A 25,132-nucleotide genomic window follows, 5' to 3' on the forward strand; every position below is an offset into this window, starting at 1 on the left:
TACCGTTTGCCAGCCCGTTCATTGCCGCAATTGGCGTATAATAGCGAATCATGAGCATGGATCTGACGACTCGCAAGTCCGTGAGTTTGCAGTCGCTGCGGGCCCGATCCCGCGGCGATAGACCCGTGCGCCGCAGCCTGTTCCGCCGTCTCTTGCGCTGGGGCGGCTTCGCTTTCATCTTCCTGGTAGCCATCGTTTTCGGCGGCTTCCTGCATTTCGCCGATTCGATCACCACCTTGAAACCGCCGCTCGACCCCAAGGCCGATGCCATCGTCGTGCTGACGGGCGGCTATCAGCGGATCGATCAGGCGGTGGAGCTGCTGCGCACCGGTGCCGGCAACCGCCTGCTGATATCGGGTGCGCATCCGACCACCACGCCGACGCAGATCCGCAAGCTGACCCAGAGTTCCGCCAGCCTGTTCAGCTGCTGTGTCGACATCGGCTATGACGCGCTCGATACGATCGGCAATGCCCGCGAAGCGGCAAAGTGGATTCACGCCAGGGGCTACAAGAGCGTTCTCGTTGTCACGAACAACTACCATATGCCCCGCAGCCTCGCAGAACTGAAATACGTCGATCCCTCGACCGATTTCATTCCCTATCCGGTCGTCAACTCCGATCTGAAGACCAAGAACTGGTTCACGGACCCGAATGCGCTGCGCACGATGATCGCGGAATATGCCAAGGTGCTCCTTGCCGGCGCCCGCAACATCACTGGACTTGGACGCCCGACCGGCTTGCGTTCGCGTCAGCCGATCGAGGACGACGACTAGTGCCTGTCGCGCAAAACCGTGCACGCACCGACTTTTTATTGACGCCGTAATCGTGTAGGCAAACCTTCGAATGCCGGCGCAAGCCGGTGCGTTGGGAAAGCCTCAATGATTATCCTGCGTTCGATCCTGTTCAACACAGCCTTCTATGCCAATCTGATCATTCGCATGATCGTGTTGGCGCCGATTTACTTCCTCATGCCGCGCAAGGCGGCCTATGCGATCCCCAAGGCATGGGCGAAATCCAGCACCTGGCTGATGGAGAAGATCGTCGGCACCACCTTCGAGATCGAGGGCTTGGAAAATATCCCCAAAGGCAGCTTCATCTTCGCGCCCAAGCATCAATCCTTCTGGGATACATTTGCCCTGCTGCCCTATCTGGACGACCCAGTCTATATCCTGAAGCGCGAGCTGATGTGGATCCCATTGTTCGGCTGGTATGCCGGTAAACAGCGCATGATCCCAGTCGATCGCGGCGCCCGCGGCAAGGTTATGTTCGATGTCCTGAAGCGCACGCGCGAAGAGCTCGCCACGGGTCGCCAGCTCATCATCTACCCCGAGGGTACGCGCCGGCCGCCGGGCGCCGAGCCGGTCTATAAATACGGCATCGCCCGTATGTATCGGGACCTCGGCATCCCCGTCGTCGCCGTTGCCATGCATCCGGGTCTTTTCTGGCCGCGCCGCACCTTTCGCAAATATCCCGGCCATATCAAGGTGCGCATCCTGCCGCCGATCGAGCCCGGCATGGACCCGGATGCCTTTTTCGCGCGCCTGATCGAGGAGACAGAAAGAGCAAGCGACGAGCTGCTGGTCGAAACGATCGCCAACAACCCGAACCTGCCGGTTCCGCCGACGGCGGCGCAGCGTCTGGCGGAAATCGCCAAGGCAAAACCCGTTACCGCCGCAGTCTGAGCGAGCTCTCAATGCCAGGCGATGGGCTCAGGATGCCTTTCGCATCCGCTCCACTTCACCGGCAACCTGTTCGAGCCAATGATCGCGGATGCCCATGTCACGCAGATGCGTCAGCGTATTGAAGAGATAGGCATCATTCGGGCCGGAACGCCCATTGGCGGATTCCACCACATGCGCCGCCTCGATCGCATCCAGCGAGCCGGCATATTGCCTGTGGTTGCGGTCCACGACATAGGCGACGGCGATCACGCGCCGCCCGTCGGCGAGCCGGATCGGCAGGGTCTTTTCCAGATAGACGTTGGTGACGAGTTCGCGCTCGCGCAGATAGGTCAGCACCTCGTCCCAATCGGAGGCCGGAACCCGGAAGGCCATGCCCCGGCAGGAGCCGCCGCGATCGAGCCCGAGCACGAGGCCGGGGTTTTCTTCCGTGCCGCGATGGACCCAGGAACGGACGCAGAGCGAGCGACGATAGCCAAAAATCAGGGCCTCGGCCCGCTCGTCATAACCAAAGCCCGGATTCCACATGAGGGATCCGTAGCCAAACACCCAAAATTCGTCCATATCCAACGCCAAATCACTGTGAAGCTTCAGTCCAACCATTGGAGAACAACATGACAGCGTCAAGCCAGAGCGTAACGACCGGTCGAGGCAAGCGTCTGTGGCTCATCCTTTTTGGGCTGGTGGTGGTTCTAGCCGGTCTTTACACCGGCGGTTGGTACTATGCGACCAGTTTCGTCAGAACCAATGTCCTGAAGGCGCTCGGCCAGCAGAACAGCGCCGGCATTGCCGGCAAATGCGAGAACATGGCGTTCAACGGCTTCCCCTTCTCCATCGGCCTGACCTGCGACACGGTGACGGTCGACAACCCGACGCGCGGCGTCTCCACCAATTTCGACAGGCTCAGCGCCTCCGCACCGGTCTTCCAACCCAACCATGTGAGCTGGAGCCTGAAATCCCCCGCCGAGTTGCGCACGACGGAAGGCCTGACCGTATCGGCCGAATGGGCCGATCTGCAATCGAACCTCGTCGCCAAGGGCCGCGGCGTCGCAGAGACTCAGACTGTCATCGAAGGGCTGAAGGCCGGCATCGTCTCCTCCGTCACCGGCCAGAACCTTAATGTCACAGCCGCCCGCACGGAGATGCACGCCAGCCAGAACGGCAGCGATCTGGATTTCGCGATCGGCGTCGAAAATGCCAATGCCGTCATCAAAGACTTCCCGCAGACATTGCCGACCGCATCGACCAGCGCCAAGGTGACGCTGTCAGGCAAGGCCGGCCTGCTCGATGGCAGCGATCGGGAGGGGCTTCGCGGCTCGGCAGGCATGCTGCATCAGGCCGTCATCGATATCGGCGATGGCCGCATCATGACGCTTTCCGGACCTTTCAACTTTGACGATGAGGGGTTTCTGTCCGGGCAGTTCAAGCTGGAGATCAATCAGATCGGGCCCTGGGGCGATAGCCTGACCACGACGCTTCCCGCCGCCAAGAACATCATCAAGACGGCGACGAAGATGCTGAAGGCGCTGGCCAATGGCGCGGATAAGGTCTCCGTCGATCTCACCGCCGATCGCGGTCGCCTCTCACTCAGTGGCTTCATCCCGCTCGGCAAGATCCCGCCGATCTGAAGTGTGAAGCCTTCCGTCTGGTGGATCGCGCCCTACAGCGATGCGAAATCCTGCGAGAAACCCAACACCTTCGCCCCAACGGGGAGAAGGTGGACACGAACGGCGTAGTGAAACGAAGCCGGGAGTGGCCGGATGAGGGGGCCTTTTCACAAACGCCCCTCATCCGCCCTTTCGGGCACCTTCTCCCCGAGGGGAGAAGGCAGAAGAAGAGCTATTCCTTCACATCCAGCGCATGACGGCCGAAGTCCGGCACGTCGACATCCTGGCCGGCTTCGACGATCGAGCGGCGAATGGCGCGGGTGCGGGTGAAGAGTTCAAAGATCTTGTCGCCGTCACCCCATCGGATAGCGCGCTGCAGCGATGCCAGATCCTCGGAGAAGCGCGACAGCATCTCCAGAATGGCATCGCGATTGTGCAGGCAGACGTCGCGCCACATGGTCGGATCGGATGCAGCGAGGCGCGTGAAGTCACGGAAGCCGGAGGCGGAATATTTGATGACCTCCGATTCGGTCACCGTCTCCAGATCGTCGGCGGTCCCGACGATGTTGTAGGCGATGAGGTGCGGCAGATGCGAGACGATCGCCAGCACCTTGTCATGATGCTCGGGGTCCATCTCGTCGACACGGGAGCCCAAAGTTTCCCAAAAGCTGCGAAGCGTCTTGATCGCGGTCTCGTCGGTGCCTGGAACTGGCGTGAAGATGCACCAGCGCCCCTTGAACAGCCCAGGAAAACCCGCATCCGGGCCGGACTTTTCCGTACCTGCGAGCGGATGGCCCGGAATGAAATGCACATTGGACGGCATATGCGGCTGCATCTGTGCTATGACCGACGCCTTGGTCGAGCCGACATCGGTGACGATAGCGCCCGGCTTCAGATGCGCCGCGATTTCCTGGGCGACGCTCTCGGAGGCGCCCACCGGCACGGAAACGATAACGAGATCTGCGCCTTTCACTGCTTCGGCCGACGAAGGCGTATAGCGGTCGCCGAGCCTCAGCTCTTCGGCGCGCTTCAACGTCTCGGCGCTGCGTGTCGAGATCACCACTTCCTTTGCGATACCCAGGCGCTTGATGTCATGGGCGATTGAGGAGCCGATGAGGCCGATGCCGATCAGCGCAATGCGATCGAACTGGATGTTGCTCATGCCTTGCGTCCCATAAATTCGGTCAGAGCGTCGATGACGCCGAGATTGGCCTCTTCGGTACCGATGCTCAGGCGCAGCGAATTCGGGAAACCATAGGCCCGGACGGCGCGCAGGATATAGCCGCGGCTGGTCAGAAAGTCATCGGCCTCGGCCGCACGCTTGCCGTCGCTGTCAGGGAAATGGATCAGGACGAAATTCGCAACCGACGGCGTCACCCTGAGGCCCAGAGCTTCGAGCGCAGCCGTCATCTTCCCGATCCAGAGCGTGTTGTGTGCCACGGCCTTTTCCGTAAAGGCCTGATCGCGAATGGCAGCCGCTCCGGCGGCAATGGCGGCGCTGTTCAGATTGAACGGAGCACGCACGCGGTTGATTGCATCGACGATATCGACAGGCCCGTACATCCAGCCGATACGAAGGGCTGCCAGGCCATAGACCTTGGAGAAGGTACGGGTCATAACGACGTTCTGGTTCGCGGAAACGAGCTCAAGGCCGGCTTCGTAATCGTTGCGGCGAACATACTCGGCATAGGCCGCGTCGAGCACGAGGATGACGTGCTTCGGCAGGCTCGCCTGCAGGCGGCGGATCTCGCTGACAGGCGCATAGGTGCCGGTGGGATTGGCAGGATTGGCGATGAAGACCATCTTGGTCTTTTCCGTAACGGCCGCCAGGATCGCGTCGACATCGACGGTGCAATCCCTCTCCTTGGCGGTGACCGGCGTCGCGCCGGCGGCCATGATCTGGATCTTGTAGACCAGGAAGCCGTGCTCGGTAATGATGCCTTCGTCACCGGTGCCGAGATAGGTGTGGCAGAGCAGGCCAAGCAACTCGTCCGAGCCGGCGCCGCAGAGGATATTGGCCACATTCAGCCCATGCACATCGGCGATCGCCTGCCGCAATTCCTTGGCCTGCCCATCCGGATAGCGCTCGAGATTGCCGGCAGCGCTGCGGAAGGCTTCGATGGCCTTGGGGCTGGCTCCAAGCGGCGTCTCGTTCGAGGAGAGCTTGAACACGCGCGCAACGCCCGGCGCATGCTCCTTGCCCGGCACATAGGCGGCGATATCGAGGATGCCGGGACGCGGGACGGGCTTGCTGATTTCCATGCTCATGGGATCGACCTTGGGAAAGACCGGAAAATTCCGGTTCATGACACCCCGTCGCATTAATGCGGATTGACAAATTTGTCGAGTGTCGGCGCTACCGCGAAAGCGTCATGCGCCATCGCGCGTCGTCGGTATGCCACGCGGCGCCAGCACCGGCACGAAGACACGGCGCGAGGCACGAACGGCAACGGGCAGGCCCTGATAGAGCCGTTTCTGCGCCTCGACGATGATGACGCCGGAAAAAGCCGGCCACAGAGTGCGGCCAACCCGCTCGAATGCGCGGCGCAGCCGCAGCACGGTGCGCAGCTTCGACGGTGGGAAGAACAGCGCCTCGGCGGTCGCGCCTGGCGTGAAATTGGTCTCGCGCAGCAGCGAAGTGAGCTGGCCGCGCGAATAGGGCCGGCCCGAGCCGAACGGCGTATGCTCCATGCGCGCCCACACGCCGGTCCGGTTCGGCACGACAATGACAAGCCGACCGCCGGGCGCCAGAACGCGCCAAAGCTCTTTCAGTGTCTCGCGCGGGCTTTCAGCGAACTCCAGAGAATGCACCATCAGCACGCGGTCGATCGAACTGTCGGGCAGCGGCAATTCCTCATCGAAGATCAGCGCTGTCGCCGAGGCAGAGCCCATTGGCCAGTTCACCGCGCCCTGCCCCGCCGGCATGAAGGCGAAAGTGCGTTCGGTATCGGCACGAAAACGGTCGAGATAAGGAACCGCATAGCCAAGGCCGACGAGCCGCTCCTCCGGCATGCGTGCCCAGATGGAAGAAAGCGCCATGGCAATCGACTGCTCCGCCAAGCGACCGAGCTCGGAATGATAAAACTGGCGGAGATCGACGATATCGGTATGCATCGAAACAAATGTTATCAGCCGAACGTTGGACTTCAAGGCCGAACGGCTTACATTCTCTACTCACGGAAAAGATGAGGACGATTTCGATCATGAAACCATTGGAATTAGAGATTTTTATCTGCCGTTCCGACAATTACGGCGTCTTGGTCCATGATCCCGAAACCGGATTGACGGCATCGATCGACGCGCCGGAGGCAGATGCGGTCCTGAAAGCCGCCGATCGGCGTGGCTGGACCATCAGCCATATCCTGACTACGCATCACCATACCGATCACGTCGAGGGCAATCTGGCGCTGAAGGAGCAGTTCGGCTGCGAGATCATCGGCCCGATCAACGAGGCCGTCGCCATTCCCGGCCTCGATCGCGCCGTCGCTGATGGGGATACGTTCGAGTTCGCCGGCCATACGGTCAATGTCATCGAAACGCCCGGCCATACTGCCGGCCACGTCTGCTATCACTTTGCCGACGACAAGCTGCTTTTTGCCGCCGACACGCTGTTTGCGCTCGGCTGCGGCCGCCTGTTCGAACGGCCGGCAGCGGATATGTGGGCCTCGCTGCAGAAGCTTGCCGTGCTGCCAGACGAAACGGCCGTCTATTTCGGCCATGAATACACGCTCTCCAACGCCCGTTTTGCGCTGACCATCGATCCCGACAATGAGCGGCTGAAGGCGCGCGCCGCCGATATCGAGGCATTGAGAGCGGAGGGTAAGTTCACCATCCCGACGACGCTGGCGCTCGAGAAGGAAACCAATCCGTTCCTGCGCGCCGCCGATCCGGCAATCCGCCGGCATCTTCTGATGGAAAGCCGTAGCAACGAAGAAGTCTTCGCCGAGATCCGCAAGCGCAAGGACAATTTCTGATGCAGGCAAAAGAGATTATCGAAACGCTTTCCATGCAGCGGCATCCGGAAGGCGGCTGGTACGTGCAGACCTTTCGCGATGAGAACGGCGGCACGAGAGGCCACTCCACCGCCATCTACTATCTGCTGGAGGCGGGCGAGCGCTCGCACTGGCATCGGGTGCACGACGCCGCCGAGGTCTGGCACTATTATGCCGGGGCGCCTCTCGCCTTGCATCGCTCCGCCGACGGCAAGACCAGCGAAACACAGGTACTCGGCCTGGATCTGGCAAAGGGTGAGCGCCCGCAGGCAATCATCCCGGCCAACTGGTGGCAATCGGCCGAAAGCCTCGGGCAATTCACGCTCGTCGGCTGTACGGTCTCCCCCGGCTTCGAATTTTCGAGCTTCGAGATGGCGCCACCTGACTGGAAGCCGGCCTCAGACTGACACTTTTTTACCTTTCATTGACACCACGCAGGATGCGGCCAGACAGCGCGCGGCGACGGTCTTGAAAAAGCGACGCGCTGTGTCAGCTTTACACGGGGAAAGTGAAAATTGATTCATCTGGAGGAGGTTTTTTCGTGCGTTTGTTGTTTCCTTTGCTCGTCGCAGCAGGCTGCGTCATGAGCGCGCCTGTCTTTGCCCTTGATGCTCCGGCCTCGCCGCCGGCCGACAAGCCTCTGAAAAACTTTGTGACCGCGGTCGAGAAGGATGGGTCTATCACCTTCCGCCTCTATGCGCCGGCGGCAAAGGCGGTTTCCGTCACTTTGGGCTCGCGCGATTCCCTCGCCATGCAACGCAGCGACGATGGCACATGGAGCGCGAAGACGGAGGTGCTGAAGCCGAACCTCTACGAATATTACTTCAACGTCGACGGTTTCCGCAGCATCGACACGGGCACCAATGCGCCGAAGCCGCAACGGCAGGTCAATACCAGCCTTATCCTGGTGCCTGGCAGCATTCTGGATATCCGCAACGTGCCGCATGGCGACCTGCGGCTGGTGACCCTGCATTCCAAGGCGCTCGATTCGGAACGGCAGATGTATGTCTACACGCCGCCCGGCTACACCGATTCCTCCGAGCCGCTGCCCGTGCTCTACCTCTATCACGGTTTCGGCGACACTGTGGGGTCCTGGGTCCTCCAGGGCCGCGCGCCGCAGATCCTTGACAATCTCCTTGCCGAAAAGAAGATCGAGCCGATGATCGTCGTCATTCCGGATACGGAAACCGACGTACCGAATGCGATCGCCGAAAACTTCCCCGCCGCCGATCGTCGCGCGAATTTCTATCCGGCGAATGCCGAGGCGGCCGATCGCGAGCTGACGGAAGACCTTATCCCCTACATGAAGAAGCATTATCGGGTGCGAAACGAGGCGAGCGGCCGCGCCGTTGCCGGCTTGTCGCAGGGCGGCTATCAGGCTCTCGTATCCGGCCTTTCGCATCTCGACACCTTCGGCTGGGTCGCAACCTTCAGCGGCGTCAGCACCACGACCGTTCCGAACAAGACGGTCGATGCCGTGCTGAACGAACCGGAAAAGATCAACAAGGCTCTGCATTATTTCACAGTGACCGTAGGCAGCAAGGATCAGGTCGTCGGCAAGGACGTAGCCGGCTTGAAGGCGGCGCTCGACGCCAAGAAGATCAAACACGAATACCATGAATACCCCGACCTCCAGCATGAGATGGATGTCTGGCGGCCGTCGCTCGCGGCATTCCTGGAAAAAGTCTTCAAGAAATAAACGGCAGCGAGGGCGGCGGAGCTATTCCGCCGCTTCCGCCTGCGTCCGCACGACATCATCCCGGCGCAGGATCATGCGATGGGCGGCCAGCACCGCACCTCCCGTCACGAGCAGGCAGGCAAGCGCAATGCCCCAGCTCGGCTCGGCAAAACCGAACAGCGTCAGGATCAGCGTCGAGAGCAGCGGTGCCGCATAGCTTGCCGCGCCGAGGATCTGGATATCGCCGTTCTTGACGCCATAATCCCAGGCATAGAAGGCGGCGCCGACCGGAAAAAGGCCGAGGCCGAGAACGGCGACCCACTGAGGAATGTTCTCAGGCCAGATCGTCTCCTCCAGGCCCAGATGGCAGAAAAGGGAGAGAATCGATGTCACAAGGCAGAAGATGGTGACGACATCGGTGGAAACGGCCTCGAAGCGGCGCGTTATCAAGGAATAAGCGGACCAGGTGAAGGCACAAAGGAATGCCGCGCCATAGCCGACGGCGTAAGCGCCTTCGAAATGAAAGCCGTTGCGGCCGACGATCAGAACCGTGCCCGCAAGCCCCATCAGCGCGCCGACAATATGATACCAGCGCAGCCGCTCACCTGGCAGCAATGCGGAGCCGACGACGATCAGCAATGGCCAGAGATAGGCAATCAGGCCCGCCTCCACCGCCGGCGCCTGACGCAATGCCGTGAAATAGAGAAAGTGGTAGCCGAACAAGCCGGCAATGCCTGTGATCCAGACCTTGGCCGGCTGGCGCAGCAGCTGCAACCGCTCGGGCCTCAACAGAAGAACGATGATGCCCGGAATGCTGCCGATCGCAAAGCAGACGGCGAGCAGCTGGAAGGGCGGCATCTTGCCGGAGGCGACGGTCAAAAGCGCCAGAAACGACCACATCAGAATGGCTGAAAAGCCTGTCAACGTCGCGCGAAATTTCATTCCTGCCCCCAGCTTGTCGCGCGGACGTCCCCAGCCCGCCAAAGCAATTCCACGAAAATTGCTGTGCATTTTCGTGGAATTGCGTAGAAACAACGGCGAGAATCGTCAAGCGTTTCCGTGAAAACAGCAGCCGGTCTAGCTGCCGTATTTTACGGCCGTAATCGTCACCGTTCCGTATTGCGTCGGGATGCGGACGTAGACCGGGGCATAGACATTCATCGTATCCGCCTTGGCGAACCAGATCTCCATATTGTCGCTCCTGGCGAGGTAGAGATAATCCTTGCGGGTGCTTTTGTAGCCGCTCTTCGGCGTGAAGCGCACGCCGCAGGCAATGGTCTTGCCCTTGAAGCCATCAGTCGAGAAGGGATGCGATCCCTTCGGCGACAGCTTCAGATCCATGCGCATCTCCCCATCGAAGACGGCCAGCGTCTGGCTGCAGAGGTTGAGGCTGGGCGTGATCGGGAAGATCATGCCCGATATCGGATCGAGCACCGACTTCAAGTCGCTTTCCGTGATGGGAACCCAGGTGTCCGGACGCTTCGGCTCGGGCGTGATCGTATTCGACGTCACATTGCCGTTGGTATAGGCGACATCATAGGTGCGCTCTTTCTTCCCGCTCTTGTAGAAGAGCGTGTAGTGGGTCGCCTGCAGCTTGCTGTCGTTGACGACGCCGGTGACGTCGGTCTTCGCATCGATCGAGGTAACGAGATCCGCAAGGCCTGCCGAGGTGATATCGCCACGAATGGTGAACTGTTTGCCCGTGACCTCGGTCTTGAAATCCGCCCTGGCGATCGGCAGGCCGGCCAGCGAAACGCGATAGCGCGTTTCATGCCGCAGCACATCGGCCAACGCCATCGACGGCATCGACGCGACGATCGCTGAAATGATAAGCCACTTCCGAATTTGAACCATGATCAGGGCCTTCAACGAGGATCAGGCAAGTTATATAGTTGCTTTGCTCGGCTGCTGCGAGCGCCAGACAACAGCAGCTTTTTGACGGAATTGCGGGAAAACACAAGGTTTGGCTTGACGCGGCCAGCCTCTCTGACTATAGAACCGCAACTTTCCAATTATGGCCTGTTGGATTGCGCGCCGGGCTTTGCCCGGTATGTCTATCCGATGGCCGAGAAAAACAAAAGTAGGTGTACCATGTCCCGCATGTGCGAATTGACCGGCAAGGCCGTCCTCGTGGGCAACAACGTTAGCCACGCCAACAACAAGACCAAGCGTCGGTTCCTGCCGAACCTCTGCCAGGTCACGCTGATTTCCGACGTTCTCGGCCAGCGCTATCGCCTGCGCGTTTCCGCTGCAGCGCTGCGTTCGGTCGAGCATCGCGGTGGTCTGGACGCTTTCCTCCTGAAGGCAAGCGAAAACGAACTCAGCATGCGCGCTCGCCTGCTGCGTCGCCAGATTGTCAAGAAGTCCGCTGAAGCTGCCGTTGCTGCCTAAGCCGCGCTAGCACTTCGCGATTTCATACCGGCTAAAAGGCTTGCACGGATCGTATCCGGACAAGCCTTTTTCCATGTCCGGTTTCTTTCAACTGGTGGCATCTCCCAGGATAAAAAAATGCTGACGATACGTCATACCCTTATCTACGTTCTGCTGATGACGCTGGTCGTCGTCGCTTCCAACATCCTCGTGCAGTATCCGCTGCAGGTCAGCCTCGCCGGCATCAATCTCGCGGATATCCTCACCTGGGGCGCCTTCACCTATCCAGTCGCCTTCCTCATCACCGATCTGACCAACCGCCAGTTCGGCCCCAAGGCCGCGCGCAAGGTCGTCTTTGCCGGCTTCGTCGTCGGTGTCGCGCTGTCGTTCTACACGGCTCAGCCGCGCATCGCGATCGCCTCCGGTTCGGCCTATCTTGCCGGCCAGCTGCTCGACATCTCGGTCTTCAACCGCCTGCGCCGCATGGCCTGGTGGCGCGCGCCGCTGTTCGGTTCGCTCATCGGCTCGATGCTGGACACTCTGATCTTCTTCTCCTTCGCCTTCGCGCCCTTCTTCGTCTTCTTCGGCCCGAACGATCCCTTCGCGATCGATTGGGCTCCGATCCTCGGCGCTTTCTCCACGTGGGCCCCGCGCTGGGTATCGTGGGCGATCGGCGATTTCTCGGTCAAAGTGACCGTCGGCCTTGTGATGCTCCTGCCCTATGGCGCGCTGATGAACATGCTGAAGCCGATGCCGCAGGCGCCGACAGCCTGACAGCCAAATGGGTCCGCTGCGCGACTTCATATGACGTACGGCACCATTTTTTGACAAAGAAGGATGGCAGCGGCCGAGAACCAGACCGCTCGTCCGCTCTCAATTCTGGCTGACGATATTGTCATCATGCAGCTTGAATTCCAGCATCAGGCTGCGCTGCAGGATCGAATGGTTGTCATCCGAGACCATGATGAGATGCAGGGAACCGTCGGCCGCGCGGAAGATATCCAGGCCCTCCATATTGTCGATCTGCTCTCCCGAGCCAGCCGTGAAAATCACCTTGCCGTCCACGACAGCGCCCGGCTTGATATCCTCTCCGGCGATGCGGCGGATACGCACGCCGAGGCCATGGATCAGCCCGAAGCGCCGCTCCAGCAGCAATAGGTCGCCATCGGGCAGAAAGACGCCGTCGCTGACATTGAAGCCGCCATGGCGCTTCACGGTGAAGCGCCCCTGCAGCGGCCCGTCCAGAACGGCGGCAAGCAGATTGCCCTGATCGTCCAGACTGTCTTCGGCGACGATGACAGCCCCGCCGTCAAGCGGGCTCGACTGCGGCGCGATCATCAGTGCCTCAAGGCTGCGATTGGACCGCAGTTCCCATCTAGGGATGGGAACGGGCATGCTGCCATCGGGCGGCGAAATCTCAAAGCCTGGATCGGGATAGGCATCGACGCGGTGATATTGTTCATAGCTGACGAGGACGTGATTGCCGCGCAGCGCCAAGCCTTCGGCATCCATAACCCCATCGCCCGCGCCGGTCTCGCCAAAGCGGTCGATCATAGGCGCAATCCGCGCATCGTCGATACCCTTCAGCCGACCCTCTTGGTCGCGCTCGATGGTGCCGGTAAACCAGTGGCCGGTGTCGAGCACCGAAATGAAACGCTGTTGATCGTCACGAAAACGAATGGCCGAAACAGCGCCGAGAAGCGCATTGTCCGAGCTGAACTCAAGACCGCCGAGAAATTCCAGTGCGCCGAAGCGCGTTTGATCCGAGCCTCGTTTGAAAGTGGAAATGACCTGGGCCTGAATTGCCGCCTTGCCACGCTCGTCGGCGTCATTTCCGGAACCGCAGCCTGAGAGCAGTCCGGCGAGCATCGCAATGAGACACACGGATTTCGCAGCAACCGGCCAGCACCGCAAACCGACGACATTGCCGGGAAAAGACACCGGCCATAAGGCCGATGCCGAAGAGCGCCGCAGCGGGCTCAGCTGGCGCGGCGCATGCGCGAGCGCGGCATGCTCGTCTGATCTTCAAACAGCGACGCCAGCTGCTCCGTCATGGCGCCGGCCAGTTCGTCGGCATCGACGATGGTGACGGCGCGGCGATAGTAGCGCGTGACATCATGGCCGATACCGATGGCCAGCAATTCCACCGGCGAGCGCGTCTCGATCTGGTCGATGACGGCGCGCAGATGCCGCTCCAGATAATTGCCCGGGTTGACCGACAGCGTGGAATCATCGACCGGCGCACCATCCGAGATCATCATCAGGATACGGCGCTGTTCACGGCGTCCGAGCAGGCGGTTATGGGCCCAGATCAGCGCCTCGCCGTCGATATTCTCCTTGAGCAGGCCTTCGCGCATCATCAGGCCGAGATTGCTGCGCGCCCGGCGGTAAGGCTCGTCCGCCGACTTGTAAATGATGTGACGCAGGTCGTTCAAACGGCCCGGTGTCTGCGGCTTGCCGCTGGCAAGCCACTTCTCGCGCGCCTGCCCGCCCTTCCACGCCTTGGTGGTGAAACCGAGAATCTCGACCTTCACACCGCAGCGCTCCAGCGTGCGAGCCAGAATATCGGCGCAGGAGGCGGCGACCGTGATCGGACGTCCTCGCATCGAGCCGGAATTGTCGATCAGCAGCGTCACGACCGTATCGCGGAACTGCGTATCGCGCTCCATCTTGAAGGACAGTGCCTGCATCGGGTCGATGATCAGGCGCGGCAGGCGCGCCGGATCGAGGTAGCCCTCTTCCAGATCGAAGTCCCAGGAGCGGTTCTGCTGCGCCATGAGGCGACGCTGCAGACGGTTGGCGAGCCGGCCCACGGCGCCCTGCAGATGCGCAAGCTGCTTGTCGAGGAAGGCACGCAGGCGCTCGAGCTCGGCCACATCGCACAATTCCTGCGCCGTCGTGGTCTCGTCGAACTCCTCCGTATAGACATGATAGTCGACCTTCTCGTTGAAGTCGGCGAAAGGCGTGTTCGGACGACGGGTTTCCCCCGGCGTTTCCGAATCTTCCTCGCCCTCTTCGCTCATATCGTCGTCGGAGATCTCGCCGCCGTCTTCGGTCGCGCCGTCTTCCATCTGCTCGTCGGAGGCTTCGCTATCCTCGGCTGGGGCGGCGTCGGCGCCTTCGTCTTCCTTGACGTCGTCGTCGTTCTGATCCTCGCCGCTCGGCTTGTCCTGTTCGCTCTGCTGATCCTCGCTGTCGGGTTCCGACTGCTCGTCGCCATACTCCTCGGCCATTTCCATGGCCGTCAGCATGTTGCGGACGAGTCGGGCGAAGCTCTGCTGGTCGTTGATGGCGGACAGCAGATTGTCGAGCTGACCGCCGGTCTTTTCCTCGATGAAGGGACGCCAGAGATCCAGCACCTTGCCGGCGCTTTCCGGCGGCTTCTGGCCGGTCAGCTTCTCGCGCACGATCATCGCCATGGCCTCACCGATCGGTGCATCCTCGCGCCGTTCGATGCCGGAGAAATTCGCCTTGGCGTATTTCTCCGTATTCATGGAGTTGAGGTTGGCGGCAACACCGCTCATGCGCAGCGAGCCGATCGATTCGACCCGGGCCTGCTCGACGGCATCGAAGATCGAGCGGGCATCCGCACCCTGTGGCGCCATGACGGCATGGACACGGGCGTCGTGGCAGGCAAGCCGCAGGGCCATCGAATCACCGAGGCCGCGGGTCACCGCAAGCTCATGGGCTGTCGGCCGCTTCGAAAGCTCCGGCAAGCGAATGCGCTCGCCGGTCATTCCCGGGCGTTCATTGGCAAAGGCCACCTCGACCTCGGCATCGCCGGCGATCGAGCGGACACAGCCGGTGATCGCCCGGCGCAACGGCTCCATGTCCACCGGGGCGCCCGGCTTCGCTTTGGAATTATCTCCGCGACCTGACATGATGTATCGGCTTTTCCCTAAAGCAATTCCAGGGAAAATGCATGGCATTTTTCTATCCGGAATTGCGTCAAAACAAAAAGATAGAACGTTTTCGCGATTCGAAGAAAAGCGGAAATGTTCTAGGCTTCGAGCACGATGTTGGCGGCACTTTCCTTCAGCTCGACGCCGAAGGCGCGCTGATAGTGCTCGGCGACCAGCGGTCGCTCCAGCTCATCACACTTGTTGAGGAAGGTGACGCGGAAGGCAAAGGCGACATCGCCGAAGATTTCCGCATTTTCGGCCCAGGTGATGACGGTACGCGGGCTCATGACGGTCGACAGATCGCCGTTCATGAAGGCGGCGCGCGTCAGGTCGGCAACGCGGACCATCTTGGAGACGGTGTCGCGGCCCTTGTCGTTGCGGAAGGACTTCACCTTCGCCAGCACGATATCGACTTCATTGTTGTGCGGCAGGTAGTTCAGCGTCGTCACGATCGACCAGCGGTCCATCTGCGCCTGGTTGATCTGCTGCGTGCCGTGATAGAGGCCTGTGGTATCACCGAGACCAATGGTATTGGCGGTTGCGAACAGGCGGAAGGCCGGATGAGGACGGATAACGCGGCTCTGGTCGAGCAGCGTCAGGCGACCCGACGATTCCAGCACGCGCTGGATGACGAACATCACGTCCGGGCGACCGGCGTCATATTCGTCGAAGACGAGCGCGACATTGTGCTGATAGGCCCAGGGCAGGATGCCGTCCTTGAATTCGGTGACCTGCAGGCCATCCTTGACGACAATCGCATCCTTGCCGACGAGATCGATACGGCTGACATGGCTGTCGAGATTGATACGCACGCACGGCCAGTTGAGGCGCGCGGCGACCTGCTCGATATGGGAGGACTTGCCGGTGCCGTGATAGCCCGAGATCATCACGCGGCGGTTATGAGCGAAGCCCGCGAGAATGGCGAGGGTGGTCTCGCGGTCGAAGAGGTAGTCCGTGTCGAGATCGGGCACGTAGGCGCTGCCCTGGCTGTAAGCGGGCACGCGGATGTCGGAATCAATGCCGAAGACTTCGCGGACCGAAACGGTGGTGTCGGGAACTTCGGAAATATCAAGGTCAATCTTGCTCATCATGTCTCCAGGGCGGGTGGCTCTCACCCTGCCATATCAAACTCAGCCGATTTATCCGAAACGCCGCAGCTTGTTGCCCGCATCCGTCCGGTCGGAACAGCGGCGATACTTCTCCGGGACTAAAGCAAAATCTCGGCGCGATAATATGATCGCTTGCGAGCATCCTTGAACAGAGTCCCCGGACAAGAAACGCCGCGTCCGGAAAGTTGACCGAGGTGCGGCCAGCCAAATGCGCACCCTGCCGCGGTCGCCCGCAGCTTCAGCCGATTTGGACCATACCTGATTGAAGGCGGAGAGCAAGGACGGGAATTAACAAAAACCGTTCTGCTTCAATAATTGATAGGCCTGAATAACCGCGCGGAAGCGCTCTTCCGAGCCGCGGTCGCCGCCATTGGCGTCGGGATGGTGCATTTTCACCAATTCCTTGTAGCGGCGCTTGATTTCCGGAGCCGAGGCATTGGCGCCGAGACCCATGGTGTCGAAGGCTTTCGCCTCCAGCGTTTTCAGCTTGCGCTGCTGCGGAAAGCGCGGGCCGCGACCTTGACCCTCGCCTTCCCTAACGAAGCCGAAGGGGTCGCGAACGCGGGAATAGGCGCCCGAGCGGATATCGGAATGAAGCGGGCTGTTCCTGGCGGCCTTGTTCACGCCCACGGTCCAGGTCGGACGGTGGCCGGTGATGGCTTCCTTCTGGTAGCGCGCGATTTCCCCGTCCGAGAGACCGGAGAAATAATTGTAGCCCTTGTTGTATTCCTTGACGTGCTCGAAGCAGAACAAAAAGAACTGCCCTTCCGCATTGCGCCCCACCGGGGCGCGATGCGTACCGTGCTTGTCGCAACCGTCCCACTGGCACGTCGGTGGACCCTGTTCGGGCTCCTGCGCGCGCTTGCGGCGGGTGCGGATGCGATCGAAATATTTTGAATCAAGTCTCATGGCGTCCTAATTATGGGGCCTTGGAAACCCCACAACAAGAATTGACAAACAGGAATGTTATAGGCTTTGTGGGAGCCTTTTTTCGCAAGCGAGGTTGACGCGGGAATGGAAACGACACTGCAATCCCGCATTGAGCGGAAGCTCAACGACGCCTTCGCGCCAGAGCGTCTTGCCGTCATCAACGAGAGCCACCTGCATGCGGGTCATCAGCCCGACATGACCGGGACCGGCGAGACCCATATAAGAATTCGAATCGTTTCCGCCAAGTTTTCCGGCATGCCGCGCCTCGCGCGCCACAGGGCGATCAACGAGTTATTGAAGCCGGAACTGGAGGCGGGGCTGCACGCGCTGGCGGTAGAGCCGGCAGCTCCGGGAGAGACGGTGCGCTGGTAGGGCGCTGGAGACGCCTTAAACCGGCTTCGCCTCTTCCGACTCCGCGGGGCGGATGCGCAGCTTGGTGATGCGGTTCTTTTCGCGCTTCATGACGATGAAGCGCTTGCCGTAGAACGTGAAGGCCTGCCGCTCTTCGGGGATGGTCATCGATTCGTGGATGACGAGGCCGGCAATCGTCGTCGCCTCTTCGTCGGGCAAATCCCAGTCGAGTGCGCGGTTCAGGTCGCGAATCGGCACAACGCCGTCGACAACGATCGAGCCGTCGGCCTCCTGCCGCACGCCCTGAATGTCGAGATCGTGCTCATCGGCGATGTCGCCGACGATCTCTTCCAGAATATCCTCCAGCGTGACGATGCCCTGCACCTCGCCATATTCGTCGACGACGACGGCGAAATGCTGCTTGCGACGCAGGAAGGCGTTGAGCTGGTCCTCGAGATTGGTGCTGTCGGGCACGAACCAGGGCTTTTGCGCGATCTTGACGATATCGAGATTTTCCGGCTCGACATTGCGTTCCGCCAGCGCCCGCAGCAGATCCTTGGCATGCACGACGCCGATGATGTTGTCGATGGTGCCGCGCCAGAGCGGCATGCGCGTATACGGGCTGTCGAGGATCGCACGCACGACCACTTCTGGCGGATCATCGGCATTGATGGCGCGCATTGCCGTGCGGTGAACCATAATGTCTGACAGTTCCAGCTCGCCGAGATCGAGAACGCCGCCCAGACGGTCGCGGTCGGCCTTGACCACGGAACCCTCGCGGTGGAGCAGATCCACGGCGCCGCGCAACTCCTCATGCGCCGACAGCATCGACACTTCCCGCGAGAGATTGACGCCAAAAATGCCCAGGATCTGGCGCACGATGGCATTGACGACGCTCGACACAGGTCCGACGACGATGACGAAAAGACGTATCGCACTGGCGACGTTCAGCGCGAAGCGATCCGGCGTCGCAATGGCCCAGCTCTTCGGCAGAACCTCCGCGAAAATGACGAGGATGACGGTCATGGCGGCGGTGGCGATCGCCACGCCGGAATTGCCGAACAGACCCAGGAACACGCTGGTCGCAAGCGAGGACGACAGAATATTGGCGAGATTGTTGCCGATCAGCAGCGCGCCGATCAATCGGTCGCGACGTTCTATCAAGAGCCGCACGATGCCGGCCCGCCTGTCGCCATTGGCTTCCAATGTATGGATACGGCTGCGCGAAGCCGCCGTCAGCGCCGTCTCCGAGCCGGCAAAGAAGGCGGAAAGCAGCACCAGGGCCACGATCGATATAATCTCGGGCCAATATTCCCACAGAACAGCCAGCGTGCCCTCGACGGTCATCAGGGATGTTTTTCCTTCAGGAAACTCAGGACTTCGGAAGACGGCACATCGTCCGCAACAAAGGACCGGCCGATACCGTGCGTGAGGATGAAGGTGAGCTTGCCGCTCTTGACCTTCTTGTCTTGCGCGATCGCATCCATCAGCGTTTCGGCCGGCGGCAGCTCGCCCGGAATATCGCCCATCCGCGTTGGCAGGCCTACAGCCTTCAGATGCGCCTCGACGCGCTTGGCATCATCGGGGCTCGCCAGATTGAGGCGCGCGGAAAACTCATGCGCCAGCACCATACCGATCGCAACACCCTCGCCATGCACCAGCCGGCGGCTGTCATAGGCGGTGGCGGCTTCCAGCGCATGGCCGAAGGTATGGCCGAGATTGAGCAAGGCACGTGCCCCGTTTTCACGCTCGTCGGCGACGACGACATCGGACTTCGCTTGGCAACTCGCGGCGATCGCCTCGATGCGAGCCGCGCCGCCGGCAAAAACATCCTTCCAATTGGCTTCCAGCCAGGCGAAGAAATCCGGTTTGTCGATCAGGCCGTATTTGGCGACTTCGGCATAGCCGGCCCGAAATTCACGCTCGCTCAGCGTATTCAGCACATCGGTATCGGCAAGCACGAGATCAGGCTGATGGAAGACGCCGACCAGGTTCTTGCCATGATGGGTGTTGATGCCGGTCTTGCCGCCAACGGACGAATCCACCTGCGACAGCAGCGATGTCGGCACCTGGACGAAACGAACGCCGCGGCGCACGATGCCGGCAGCAAAGCCGGAGAGATCACCGATGACGCCACCGCCAAGTGCGATCACCGTATCGTTGCGCTCCACACGCGCCGTCAGCACCGCATCGCAAACGGTAATCAGATGCTCGAAGCTTTTTGTCTTTTCGCCAGCGGGCAAAACGAGGCTGGAGGCCTGGATACCGGCCGCTTCAAGGCTCGCAACCAAAGCATCTAGGTAAAGCGGCGCGACATTTTCATCGGTGATGACGGCGGCCTTGCGTCCCTTCAACCGGGCGGCGATCTCCTGGCCCGCACGCGCGATCAGGCCGGGGCCAATCAGGATGTCATAGGCACGCTCGCCGAGAGGCACGCGCACGAGGCGCTCAGCGGAAGCCGGTGTGATCGCATTCATGGTATTCTGCTTTCTGCTTTCTTTCCCTCGGCAATCGCGGCAAGGACTTCCCTGACCATGATATCCTTGCTTACATCGCGGGAGAGAACCGTGATATCGGCTTCCGCATAGATCGGATAGCGCGCATTCATCAGGTTCTCGAGGGTCTGTTTCGGATTTTCGGTCTTCAGCAACGGCCGTGTGTCGCGCTTGTTGACGCGGTCCCACAAGACGTCGAGGTCGGCCTTCAGCCAGACGGAAAGGCTGCCGCGCTTGACATGCAGGCGCGTGCTTTCGTTGATGAATGCGCCGCCGCCGGTCGAGACGACACGCGGGCCGCCCTTGAGCAGCCGCTTGATGACACGCGTTTCCAGCGCGCGGAACTCCTGCTCGCCATAGGCGGCAAACAGTTCGGCGATCGTCATGCGCGACACGCGCTCAATCTCGATATCCGTATCGACGAAGGGAAGGCCGAGCTGCTGCGCGACTGGCCGGCCGATCGAGGATTTTCCTGCTCCCATCAATCCCACGAAGACGAGATTGCGCTGACCGAGCGCAGCACGCGCCCTGTCTTTAAGGCTCTCGGCAAGGGTCAGGACTTGTTCGCTCATCGGCCCATTCACAATTTCTTTGGAAACGGTATCGTCAAATGCACCGGTAGCGTCAAGACGCCGCTATCGTAAACATGTCTGCAATATCCTTCGGCTAACCCTTGAAGGACATAATTATTGCGCATCGCCGCGCCAATGAACGGCGAAGGAGAGTTTTCGAATGCCAACCCTGTTTCGCTTCCTTGTCATCTGCGCGGTCATCGCCGGATCGATATATGGAGCGATGTGGGCTTTGGTGCTCTTCGTCGATCCCCAACCGCGCGAGGTGACGATCCGCATTGCCCCCGAACGCCTCAATCCTCCGACGACAGGCTCGCTGAAACCATGAGCGCGCAAGCCGAAAATGTACGAGCGGGCAAGAGAGATCTGGGGCGAGTGCATCTGGAAGCCTTTCTGGAGATGATGAGCGCCGAGCGAGGCGCCGCCATCAACACGCTACAATCGTACGAGCGTGATCTCGACGATCTCCATTCATTCCTATCCGGGCAAGGAGTCCGCCTGACGGAAGCCAGCTCCAGCGACCTGGGAGCCTATCTTTCCAGCCTGTCGAGCCAAGGCTTCAAACCGTCCTCCCAGGCACGCCGGCTCTCTGCCATGCGGCAATTCTATAAGTTCCTCTATGCTGAAGGTCTGCGCACGGACGACCCGACGGGGATCCTCGATGCTCCCAAGAAGGGCCGCGCCCTTCCGAAGACGATGGGCATCGACGAAGTGACGAGGCTTCTGAGCCAGGCCGAGGAGGAGGCCGCGGCCGACGGACCGGACCGGCTGCAGCGGCTGCGCATGCTGGTGCTTCTGGAAATGCTCTATGCCACCGGCATGCGTGTGAGCGAGCTCATCTCTCTGCCGGCGAAGGTGCTGGATCAGGAAGGCCGCTTCCTGATGATCCGCGGCAAAGGCAACAAGGAGCGGCTGGTGCCGCTGTCGCAGTCGGCCATTTCGGCGCTGAAGAGCTATGGACGGCTGCAAGCCGAGATTGCGGCAAACGCCAAGAACCCTGCCCCCGAAAGTCCGTGGCTTTTCCCCGCCGCTTCCAGGCAGGGCTATCTGCCGCGTCAGGTTTTTGCGCGCGATCTCAAGGACCTTGCTGTCCGGGCGGGCCTGACGCCTTCGATGATCTCGCCGCATGTGATGCGCCATGCCTTCGCGAGCCATCTCCTCGCCAACGGCGCGGACCTGCGCGTCGTGCAGGAACTTCTCGGCCATTCGGACATTTCGACGACGCAAATCTACACACATGTGCTGGAAGAACGCCTTCATCAGCTTGTCCAAACGCATCACCCCCTTGCCAAACAGGCAAAAAAACAGGATTAGGACCGGCATACAGGCTCAAGCCGCCATCTCTCGTCACGGGCAAAAGGATCGGAAACGCACCTCATGCACAATTATCTGGACTTCGAAAAACCCATCTCGGATCTCGAAGGCAAGATTCACGAGCTCAAGAAACTGGCGAGCGAAGACGAAAGCATCGACACGTCCGAGGAAGTCGGGCGGCTTGAAATCCGCGTCCGCGAGGCGATGGCCGACATCTATTCCAAGCTCAACGCCTGGCAGAAGACGCAGGTCGCCCGCCACCCGCAGCGCCCGCATTTCGTCGATTATGCCAATACGCTGTTCACGGAATTCACGCCGCTGGCCGGCGATCGCCAATTCTCCGAGGATGCCGCGATCCAGGCAGGTTTTGCCCGCTTCCGTGGCCAGCCGGTCGCCCTCATCGGCCAGGAAAAAGGCAACGACACCAAGAGCCGCCTGAAGCACAATTTCGGCAGCGCCCGGCCGGAAGGCTACCGCAAGGCGATCCGTATCCTCGAAATGGCCGACCGCTTCCAGTTGCCCGTCATCACGCTGGTCGACACCGCCGGCGCCTATCCGGGGGTTGGCGCCGAAGAACGCGGTCAGGCCGAAGCGATCGCCCGCTCGACCGAGATGTGTCTCGGCGTGAAGGTGCCGATCATCTCCATCGTCATCGGCGAAGGCGGCTCCGGCGGCGCCATCGCGATAGCAGTCGGCAATCGCGTCTACATGCTCGAACATTCGATCTACAGCGTGATTTCGCCCGAAGGGGCGGCCTCGATCCTGTGGCGCGATTCAACACGCGCCAAGGAAGCAGCAACCAACATGAAGATAACGGCCGACGATCTGAAGAGCCTCGGCGTGATCGACGGAATCATCTCCGAGCCCGTCGGCGGCGCGCATCGCGATCCGAACGCTGTGATAAGCTCGGCCGGCGAAACGATTGCGACCGCGCTTGCAGAGCTTTCCAGCCGTTCAGGCGAACAATTGCGCAGCGACCGCCGGCAGAAATTCCTCAACATCGGTCGCAATCTCTAAGCAGCATTCGGAAAAAGTGATCGCTGAAAGCGGGAATGGGGCCAAATCTTGGCCACATTTCCGTTATCGAAGCTTTTATGGCAAAGAAAAGCTTGCCGGCGCGCTGCGGGCACGTCATAGGCTGGTAAGGAATTTTCAAGTATAAGCCATCTATGATTCCGTTTCATGCTTCGAGGGGAGTGGCGAAACAGATCGAGCTGCCACTCTTCGCATTTATGGACCAGGTCAGAATGCGCATTCGTCACCTTGCCTATGTTTCCCTGATGGCGCTAGCACTCGCCGGCTGCAACGACGCGCTGGATACCGCGTCGATCGACCTGTCGAAGGTGAAGAACAAGGTCGAACAGCCGCTTCCAAGCCATATCCTCGCCGACATGGCCAAGAAGGGCATGGACCGCAACTCGCCGATCATGATCCGCATCTTCAAGGAAGAAGGCGTGATGGAGATCCTGAAGGCGAACCAGAACAACCGTTTCGAAGTCATCGCGGACTACAAGATCTGCGCCTGGTCCGGCCGTCTAGGCCCGAAGGTGAAGGAAGGCGACCGGCAGGCGCCGGAAGGCTTCTACATGCTGACGCCGGCCAACCTGAACCCGAATTCGAAATACTATCTCGCCATCAACACCGGTTTTCCGAACCGCTACGATGCAGCCAACGGCCGCACCGGCAACAATCTGATGATCCATGGCGCATGCTCGTCGTCCGGTTGCTATTCGATGACCGACCAGCAGGTGCTGGAAATCTATGCCTTCGCGCGCGACGCCTTCAAGGGCGGCCAGAAGGCTGTTCAGCTCGAAGCCTTCCCCTTCCGCATGACGGCGGAAAACATGTGGAAGCATCGCCTCAGCCCCAATATCGAATTCTGGAAGATGCTGAAGGTCGGCTACGACAATTTCGAAGTCACCAAGCGCCCGCCCGAGGTCGAGGTCTGCGAGAAGAAATACGTCTTCAACCAGCAGGCCAGCGGCCCATTCAACGCCAGCGGCAAATGCCCCGTCATGACCACGCCGCCTGCCCTGCAGATGGCGCTTGCGACCTATGACAAACAGTATCAGGCGGACTATGCCGCTGCCTCGAAGAAGTTCGACGGCATGGCCTGGTACGATCCCACCGAAGCCGAGCGCAAGGCTATCGTCGCCAAGCAGCGCAAGGGCCATGATCTTGCCTATGCTCCCACAGGCACCGCGCTTGCCGCCGGCAAGATGATGAAGGTTGCCGATCTCGAATCGATGATGGCTAACCAGTCGGCACAGCAGGTGGCGCGCGGTGGCACGGCAGTAAGCCCGACGGGCAACCCGACGACGGCAAGCATTCGCGTGGCCACGGCAAGTCCTGCGACAGGTGCTCCAATGGCACCTGCGCAGCAGCCCGCGGCCGGCCCGATCGTTGCAGCCAACGTTCCGGCAAATGTGCCGATCCCGACGGCAAACCCCATGAACCCCAGCCTCAACGCGCTCGCCTACGCGCCAGCTCCTCCTGTCGAGACCGCGCAGACCGAGGCCAAGAAACCGCCTTTCTGGAAGTTCTGGGCCAAGAGTGAATAGTCCGGATATCGAGATCTACGATCTGCGCGGCCTGAAATGCCCCTATCCGGCGATCAAGACGGAGAAGCGTTTGCGCCGCATGGCAAGCGGCGCGACATTGACCGTAGAAACCACGGATCCGCTCGCCGTCATCGACATCCCGCATCTCTGCAACGAAAAGGGCCACACGCTTCTCGTGAGTGAGAAGACGGATGGCGGCCATCGCTTCGTGATTCGCAAGGGCTGACCATTTGCACAGCCGGGGCCATCCTCGTGGCTCGAGGGTCGCTACGCTCATGCCTCATCATGAAGATAGAGTGATTCTCGCCAACGTTTCCAAAACTCACGCCGTTCTCTGATCTGGGCGATGCGTCATTGAAGAAATGACGGCCACAACATCAGCCTGCTAAGCCTGCTTTGTGCAGCGCCGCCCGAGCGCGAAAGCGGACGCGCGCGCAGCGTTCGTGTTGCTCCTTGCTTGCGTCCTCGGGGCAACTACACCGACGCGATAACCAATCCAGGTCAGATGGGTCAAGCCACAGCGCGATACGCCCAAGCTCGCGCTCATCATCATCGCTCGTTGGTAGCACTTG

General features: G+C 60.6%; 27 protein-coding genes. 14 read left to right on the forward strand and 13 right to left on the reverse strand.

All coding sequences use genetic code 11. The features are described 5' to 3' along the window. Positions 1-50: 50 nt before the first annotated feature. Positions 51-773 (forward strand): YdcF family protein, encoded by a 723-nt coding sequence (locus tag I8E17_RS14440; protein WP_112723610.1) that lies wholly within the window; start codon positions 51-53, stop codon positions 771-773. Between the two features lie 105 nt (positions 774-878). Continuing rightward, positions 879-1,682: a 1-acyl-sn-glycerol-3-phosphate acyltransferase gene (locus tag I8E17_RS14445; RefSeq protein ID WP_069612921.1), complete on the forward strand. Its 804-nt coding sequence runs from the start codon at positions 879-881 to the stop codon at positions 1,680-1,682. Positions 1,683-1,709: 27 nt separating this feature from the next. Here I8E17_RS14445 and I8E17_RS14450 read toward each other — a convergent pair whose 3' ends face one another. Then, positions 1,710-2,243, reverse strand: coding sequence for a gamma-glutamylcyclotransferase (locus I8E17_RS14450; RefSeq protein WP_069612920.1), 534 nt, complete (start codon positions 2,241-2,243; stop codon positions 1,710-1,712). Between the two features lie 50 nt (positions 2,244-2,293). On the opposite strand from I8E17_RS14450, the gene I8E17_RS14455 reads away from it, so the two are divergent. After that, positions 2,294-3,307 (forward strand): DUF2125 domain-containing protein, encoded by a 1,014-nt coding sequence (locus tag I8E17_RS14455; protein WP_069612919.1) that lies wholly within the window; start codon positions 2,294-2,296, stop codon positions 3,305-3,307. A gap of 211 nt (positions 3,308-3,518) precedes the next feature. Here I8E17_RS14455 and I8E17_RS14460 read toward each other — a convergent pair whose 3' ends face one another. The 3 genes from I8E17_RS14460 to I8E17_RS14470 all read right to left on the reverse strand — a co-directional run bounded on the left by I8E17_RS14460 (position 3,519) and on the right by I8E17_RS14470 (position 6,436). Beyond that, on the reverse strand, positions 3,519-4,448 hold the full coding sequence (locus tag I8E17_RS14460; RefSeq protein WP_069612918.1) for a prephenate/arogenate dehydrogenase family protein: 930 nt from the start codon (positions 4,446-4,448) through the stop codon (positions 3,519-3,521). After that, positions 4,445-5,554: a histidinol-phosphate transaminase gene (gene hisC / locus I8E17_RS14465; protein WP_069612976.1), complete on the reverse strand. Its 1,110-nt coding sequence runs from the start codon at positions 5,552-5,554 to the stop codon at positions 4,445-4,447. Before hisC ends, I8E17_RS14460 begins: the two co-directional genes overlap by 4 nt. 102 nt (positions 5,555-5,656) lie before the next feature. Beyond that, positions 5,657-6,436 (reverse strand): class I SAM-dependent methyltransferase, encoded by a 780-nt coding sequence (locus I8E17_RS14470; protein WP_069612917.1) that lies wholly within the window; start codon positions 6,434-6,436, stop codon positions 5,657-5,659. Between the two features lie 53 nt (positions 6,437-6,489). Between I8E17_RS14470 and gloB the strand changes: the two genes are divergently transcribed. From gloB to I8E17_RS14485, 3 genes are all read left to right on the forward strand, one after another. Next, on the forward strand, positions 6,490-7,260 hold the full coding sequence (gene gloB, locus I8E17_RS14475) for a hydroxyacylglutathione hydrolase (RefSeq protein WP_069612975.1): 771 nt from the start codon (positions 6,490-6,492) through the stop codon (positions 7,258-7,260). Then, on the forward strand, positions 7,260-7,685 hold the full coding sequence (locus tag I8E17_RS14480; protein ID WP_069612916.1) for a cupin domain-containing protein: 426 nt from the start codon (positions 7,260-7,262) through the stop codon (positions 7,683-7,685). The genes gloB and I8E17_RS14480 overlap by 1 nt, the downstream gene beginning before the upstream one ends. A 134-nt stretch (positions 7,686-7,819) precedes the next feature. After that, positions 7,820-8,977, forward strand: a complete 1,158-nt coding sequence (locus I8E17_RS14485; RefSeq protein ID WP_113366668.1) for an alpha/beta hydrolase-fold protein — start codon at positions 7,820-7,822, stop codon at positions 8,975-8,977. A 21-nt stretch (positions 8,978-8,998) separates the two neighbouring features. Here I8E17_RS14485 and I8E17_RS14490 read toward each other — a convergent pair whose 3' ends face one another. After that, positions 8,999-9,898 carry an EamA family transporter gene (locus I8E17_RS14490; RefSeq protein ID WP_069612974.1) on the reverse strand — a complete coding sequence of 300 codons (900 nt, stop codon included), beginning with the start codon at positions 9,896-9,898 and terminating at the stop codon, positions 8,999-9,001. Between the two features lie 135 nt (positions 9,899-10,033). After that, the gene (locus tag I8E17_RS14495) at positions 10,034-10,810 is read right to left on the reverse strand and encodes a DUF3108 domain-containing protein (protein ID WP_069612973.1); all 777 of its coding nucleotides are present in this window, start codon (positions 10,808-10,810) and stop codon (positions 10,034-10,036) included. Positions 10,811-11,047: 237 nt separating this feature from the next. Here I8E17_RS14495 and rpmB point away from each other — a divergent pair, with 237 nt between their 5' ends. Continuing rightward, positions 11,048-11,347 carry a 50S ribosomal protein L28 gene (rpmB, locus tag I8E17_RS14500; protein ID WP_069612914.1) on the forward strand — a complete coding sequence of 100 codons (300 nt, stop codon included), beginning with the start codon at positions 11,048-11,050 and terminating at the stop codon, positions 11,345-11,347. A 117-nt stretch (positions 11,348-11,464) separates the two neighbouring features. Continuing rightward, entirely contained in the window at positions 11,465-12,100 is a 636-nt protein-coding gene (locus tag I8E17_RS14505; RefSeq protein ID WP_069612913.1) for a queuosine precursor transporter, read from the forward strand. 99 nt (positions 12,101-12,199) lie between these two features. On the opposite strand, the gene I8E17_RS14510 is transcribed toward I8E17_RS14505, so the two are convergent. The 4 genes from I8E17_RS14510 to I8E17_RS14525 form a co-directional block, all read right to left on the reverse strand. After that, the gene (locus I8E17_RS14510) at positions 12,200-13,195 is read right to left on the reverse strand and encodes an esterase-like activity of phytase family protein (protein ID WP_069612912.1); all 996 of its coding nucleotides are present in this window, start codon (positions 13,193-13,195) and stop codon (positions 12,200-12,202) included. A 110-nt stretch (positions 13,196-13,305) separates the two neighbouring features. After that, positions 13,306-15,207, reverse strand: coding sequence for a cobaltochelatase subunit CobT (gene cobT, locus I8E17_RS14515; protein WP_069612911.1), 1,902 nt, complete (start codon positions 15,205-15,207; stop codon positions 13,306-13,308). A 119-nt stretch (positions 15,208-15,326) separates the two neighbouring features. Further along, positions 15,327-16,316 carry a cobaltochelatase subunit CobS gene (gene cobS / locus I8E17_RS14520; RefSeq protein WP_069612910.1) on the reverse strand — a complete coding sequence of 330 codons (990 nt, stop codon included), beginning with the start codon at positions 16,314-16,316 and terminating at the stop codon, positions 15,327-15,329. 309 nt (positions 16,317-16,625) lie between these two features. Beyond that, positions 16,626-17,246, reverse strand: coding sequence for a J domain-containing protein (locus I8E17_RS14525; protein WP_069612909.1), 621 nt, complete (start codon positions 17,244-17,246; stop codon positions 16,626-16,628). 105 nt (positions 17,247-17,351) lie between these two features. Between I8E17_RS14525 and I8E17_RS14530 the strand changes: the two genes are divergently transcribed. After that, entirely contained in the window at positions 17,352-17,639 is a 288-nt protein-coding gene (locus I8E17_RS14530; protein ID WP_069612908.1) for a BolA family protein, read from the forward strand. Between the two features lie 15 nt (positions 17,640-17,654). Here I8E17_RS14530 and I8E17_RS14535 read toward each other — a convergent pair whose 3' ends face one another. Genes I8E17_RS14535 through I8E17_RS14545 form a run of 3 tightly spaced genes read right to left on the reverse strand, consistent with a single transcriptional unit; the run spans position 17,655 to position 20,685 of the window. Next, positions 17,655-18,965, reverse strand: a complete 1,311-nt coding sequence (locus I8E17_RS14535) for an HlyC/CorC family transporter (protein ID WP_069612907.1) — start codon at positions 18,963-18,965, stop codon at positions 17,655-17,657. Then, positions 18,965-20,095 carry a 3-dehydroquinate synthase gene (aroB, locus tag I8E17_RS14540; RefSeq protein ID WP_069612906.1) on the reverse strand — a complete coding sequence of 377 codons (1,131 nt, stop codon included), beginning with the start codon at positions 20,093-20,095 and terminating at the stop codon, positions 18,965-18,967. Before aroB ends, I8E17_RS14535 begins: the two co-directional genes overlap by 1 nt. Then, positions 20,092-20,685, reverse strand: coding sequence for a shikimate kinase (locus I8E17_RS14545; protein ID WP_069612905.1), 594 nt, complete (start codon positions 20,683-20,685; stop codon positions 20,092-20,094). The genes aroB and I8E17_RS14545 overlap by 4 nt, the downstream gene beginning before the upstream one ends. Positions 20,686-20,845: 160 nt before the next feature. Here I8E17_RS14545 and I8E17_RS14550 point away from each other — a divergent pair, with 160 nt between their 5' ends. From I8E17_RS14550 to I8E17_RS14570, 5 genes are all read left to right on the forward strand, one after another. Then, positions 20,846-21,013, forward strand: coding sequence for a hypothetical protein (locus I8E17_RS14550; RefSeq protein WP_176728012.1), 168 nt, complete (start codon positions 20,846-20,848; stop codon positions 21,011-21,013). Beyond that, positions 21,010-21,999, forward strand: coding sequence for a site-specific tyrosine recombinase XerD (gene xerD, locus I8E17_RS14555; RefSeq protein WP_113366667.1), 990 nt, complete (start codon positions 21,010-21,012; stop codon positions 21,997-21,999). Before I8E17_RS14550 ends, xerD begins: the two co-directional genes overlap by 4 nt. 63 nt (positions 22,000-22,062) lie before the next feature. Further along, positions 22,063-23,016, forward strand: a complete 954-nt coding sequence (locus tag I8E17_RS14560; protein ID WP_069612903.1) for an acetyl-CoA carboxylase carboxyltransferase subunit alpha — start codon at positions 22,063-22,065, stop codon at positions 23,014-23,016. 230 nt (positions 23,017-23,246) lie between these two features. Beyond that, positions 23,247-24,560 (forward strand): murein L,D-transpeptidase family protein, encoded by a 1,314-nt coding sequence (locus tag I8E17_RS14565; protein ID WP_069612972.1) that lies wholly within the window; start codon positions 23,247-23,249, stop codon positions 24,558-24,560. Beyond that, complete coding sequence (locus I8E17_RS14570; protein WP_069612902.1) at positions 24,553-24,786, forward strand: sulfurtransferase TusA family protein; 234 nt, start codon at positions 24,553-24,555, stop codon at positions 24,784-24,786. Before I8E17_RS14565 ends, I8E17_RS14570 begins: the two co-directional genes overlap by 8 nt. Positions 24,787-25,132 lie beyond the last annotated feature (346 nt).

The sequence above is a fragment of the Rhizobium sp. AB2/73 genome (genome assembly GCF_020871915.1).
GTDB classification, from domain to species: Bacteria; Pseudomonadota; Alphaproteobacteria; order Rhizobiales; family Rhizobiaceae; genus Rhizobium; species Rhizobium dioscoreae.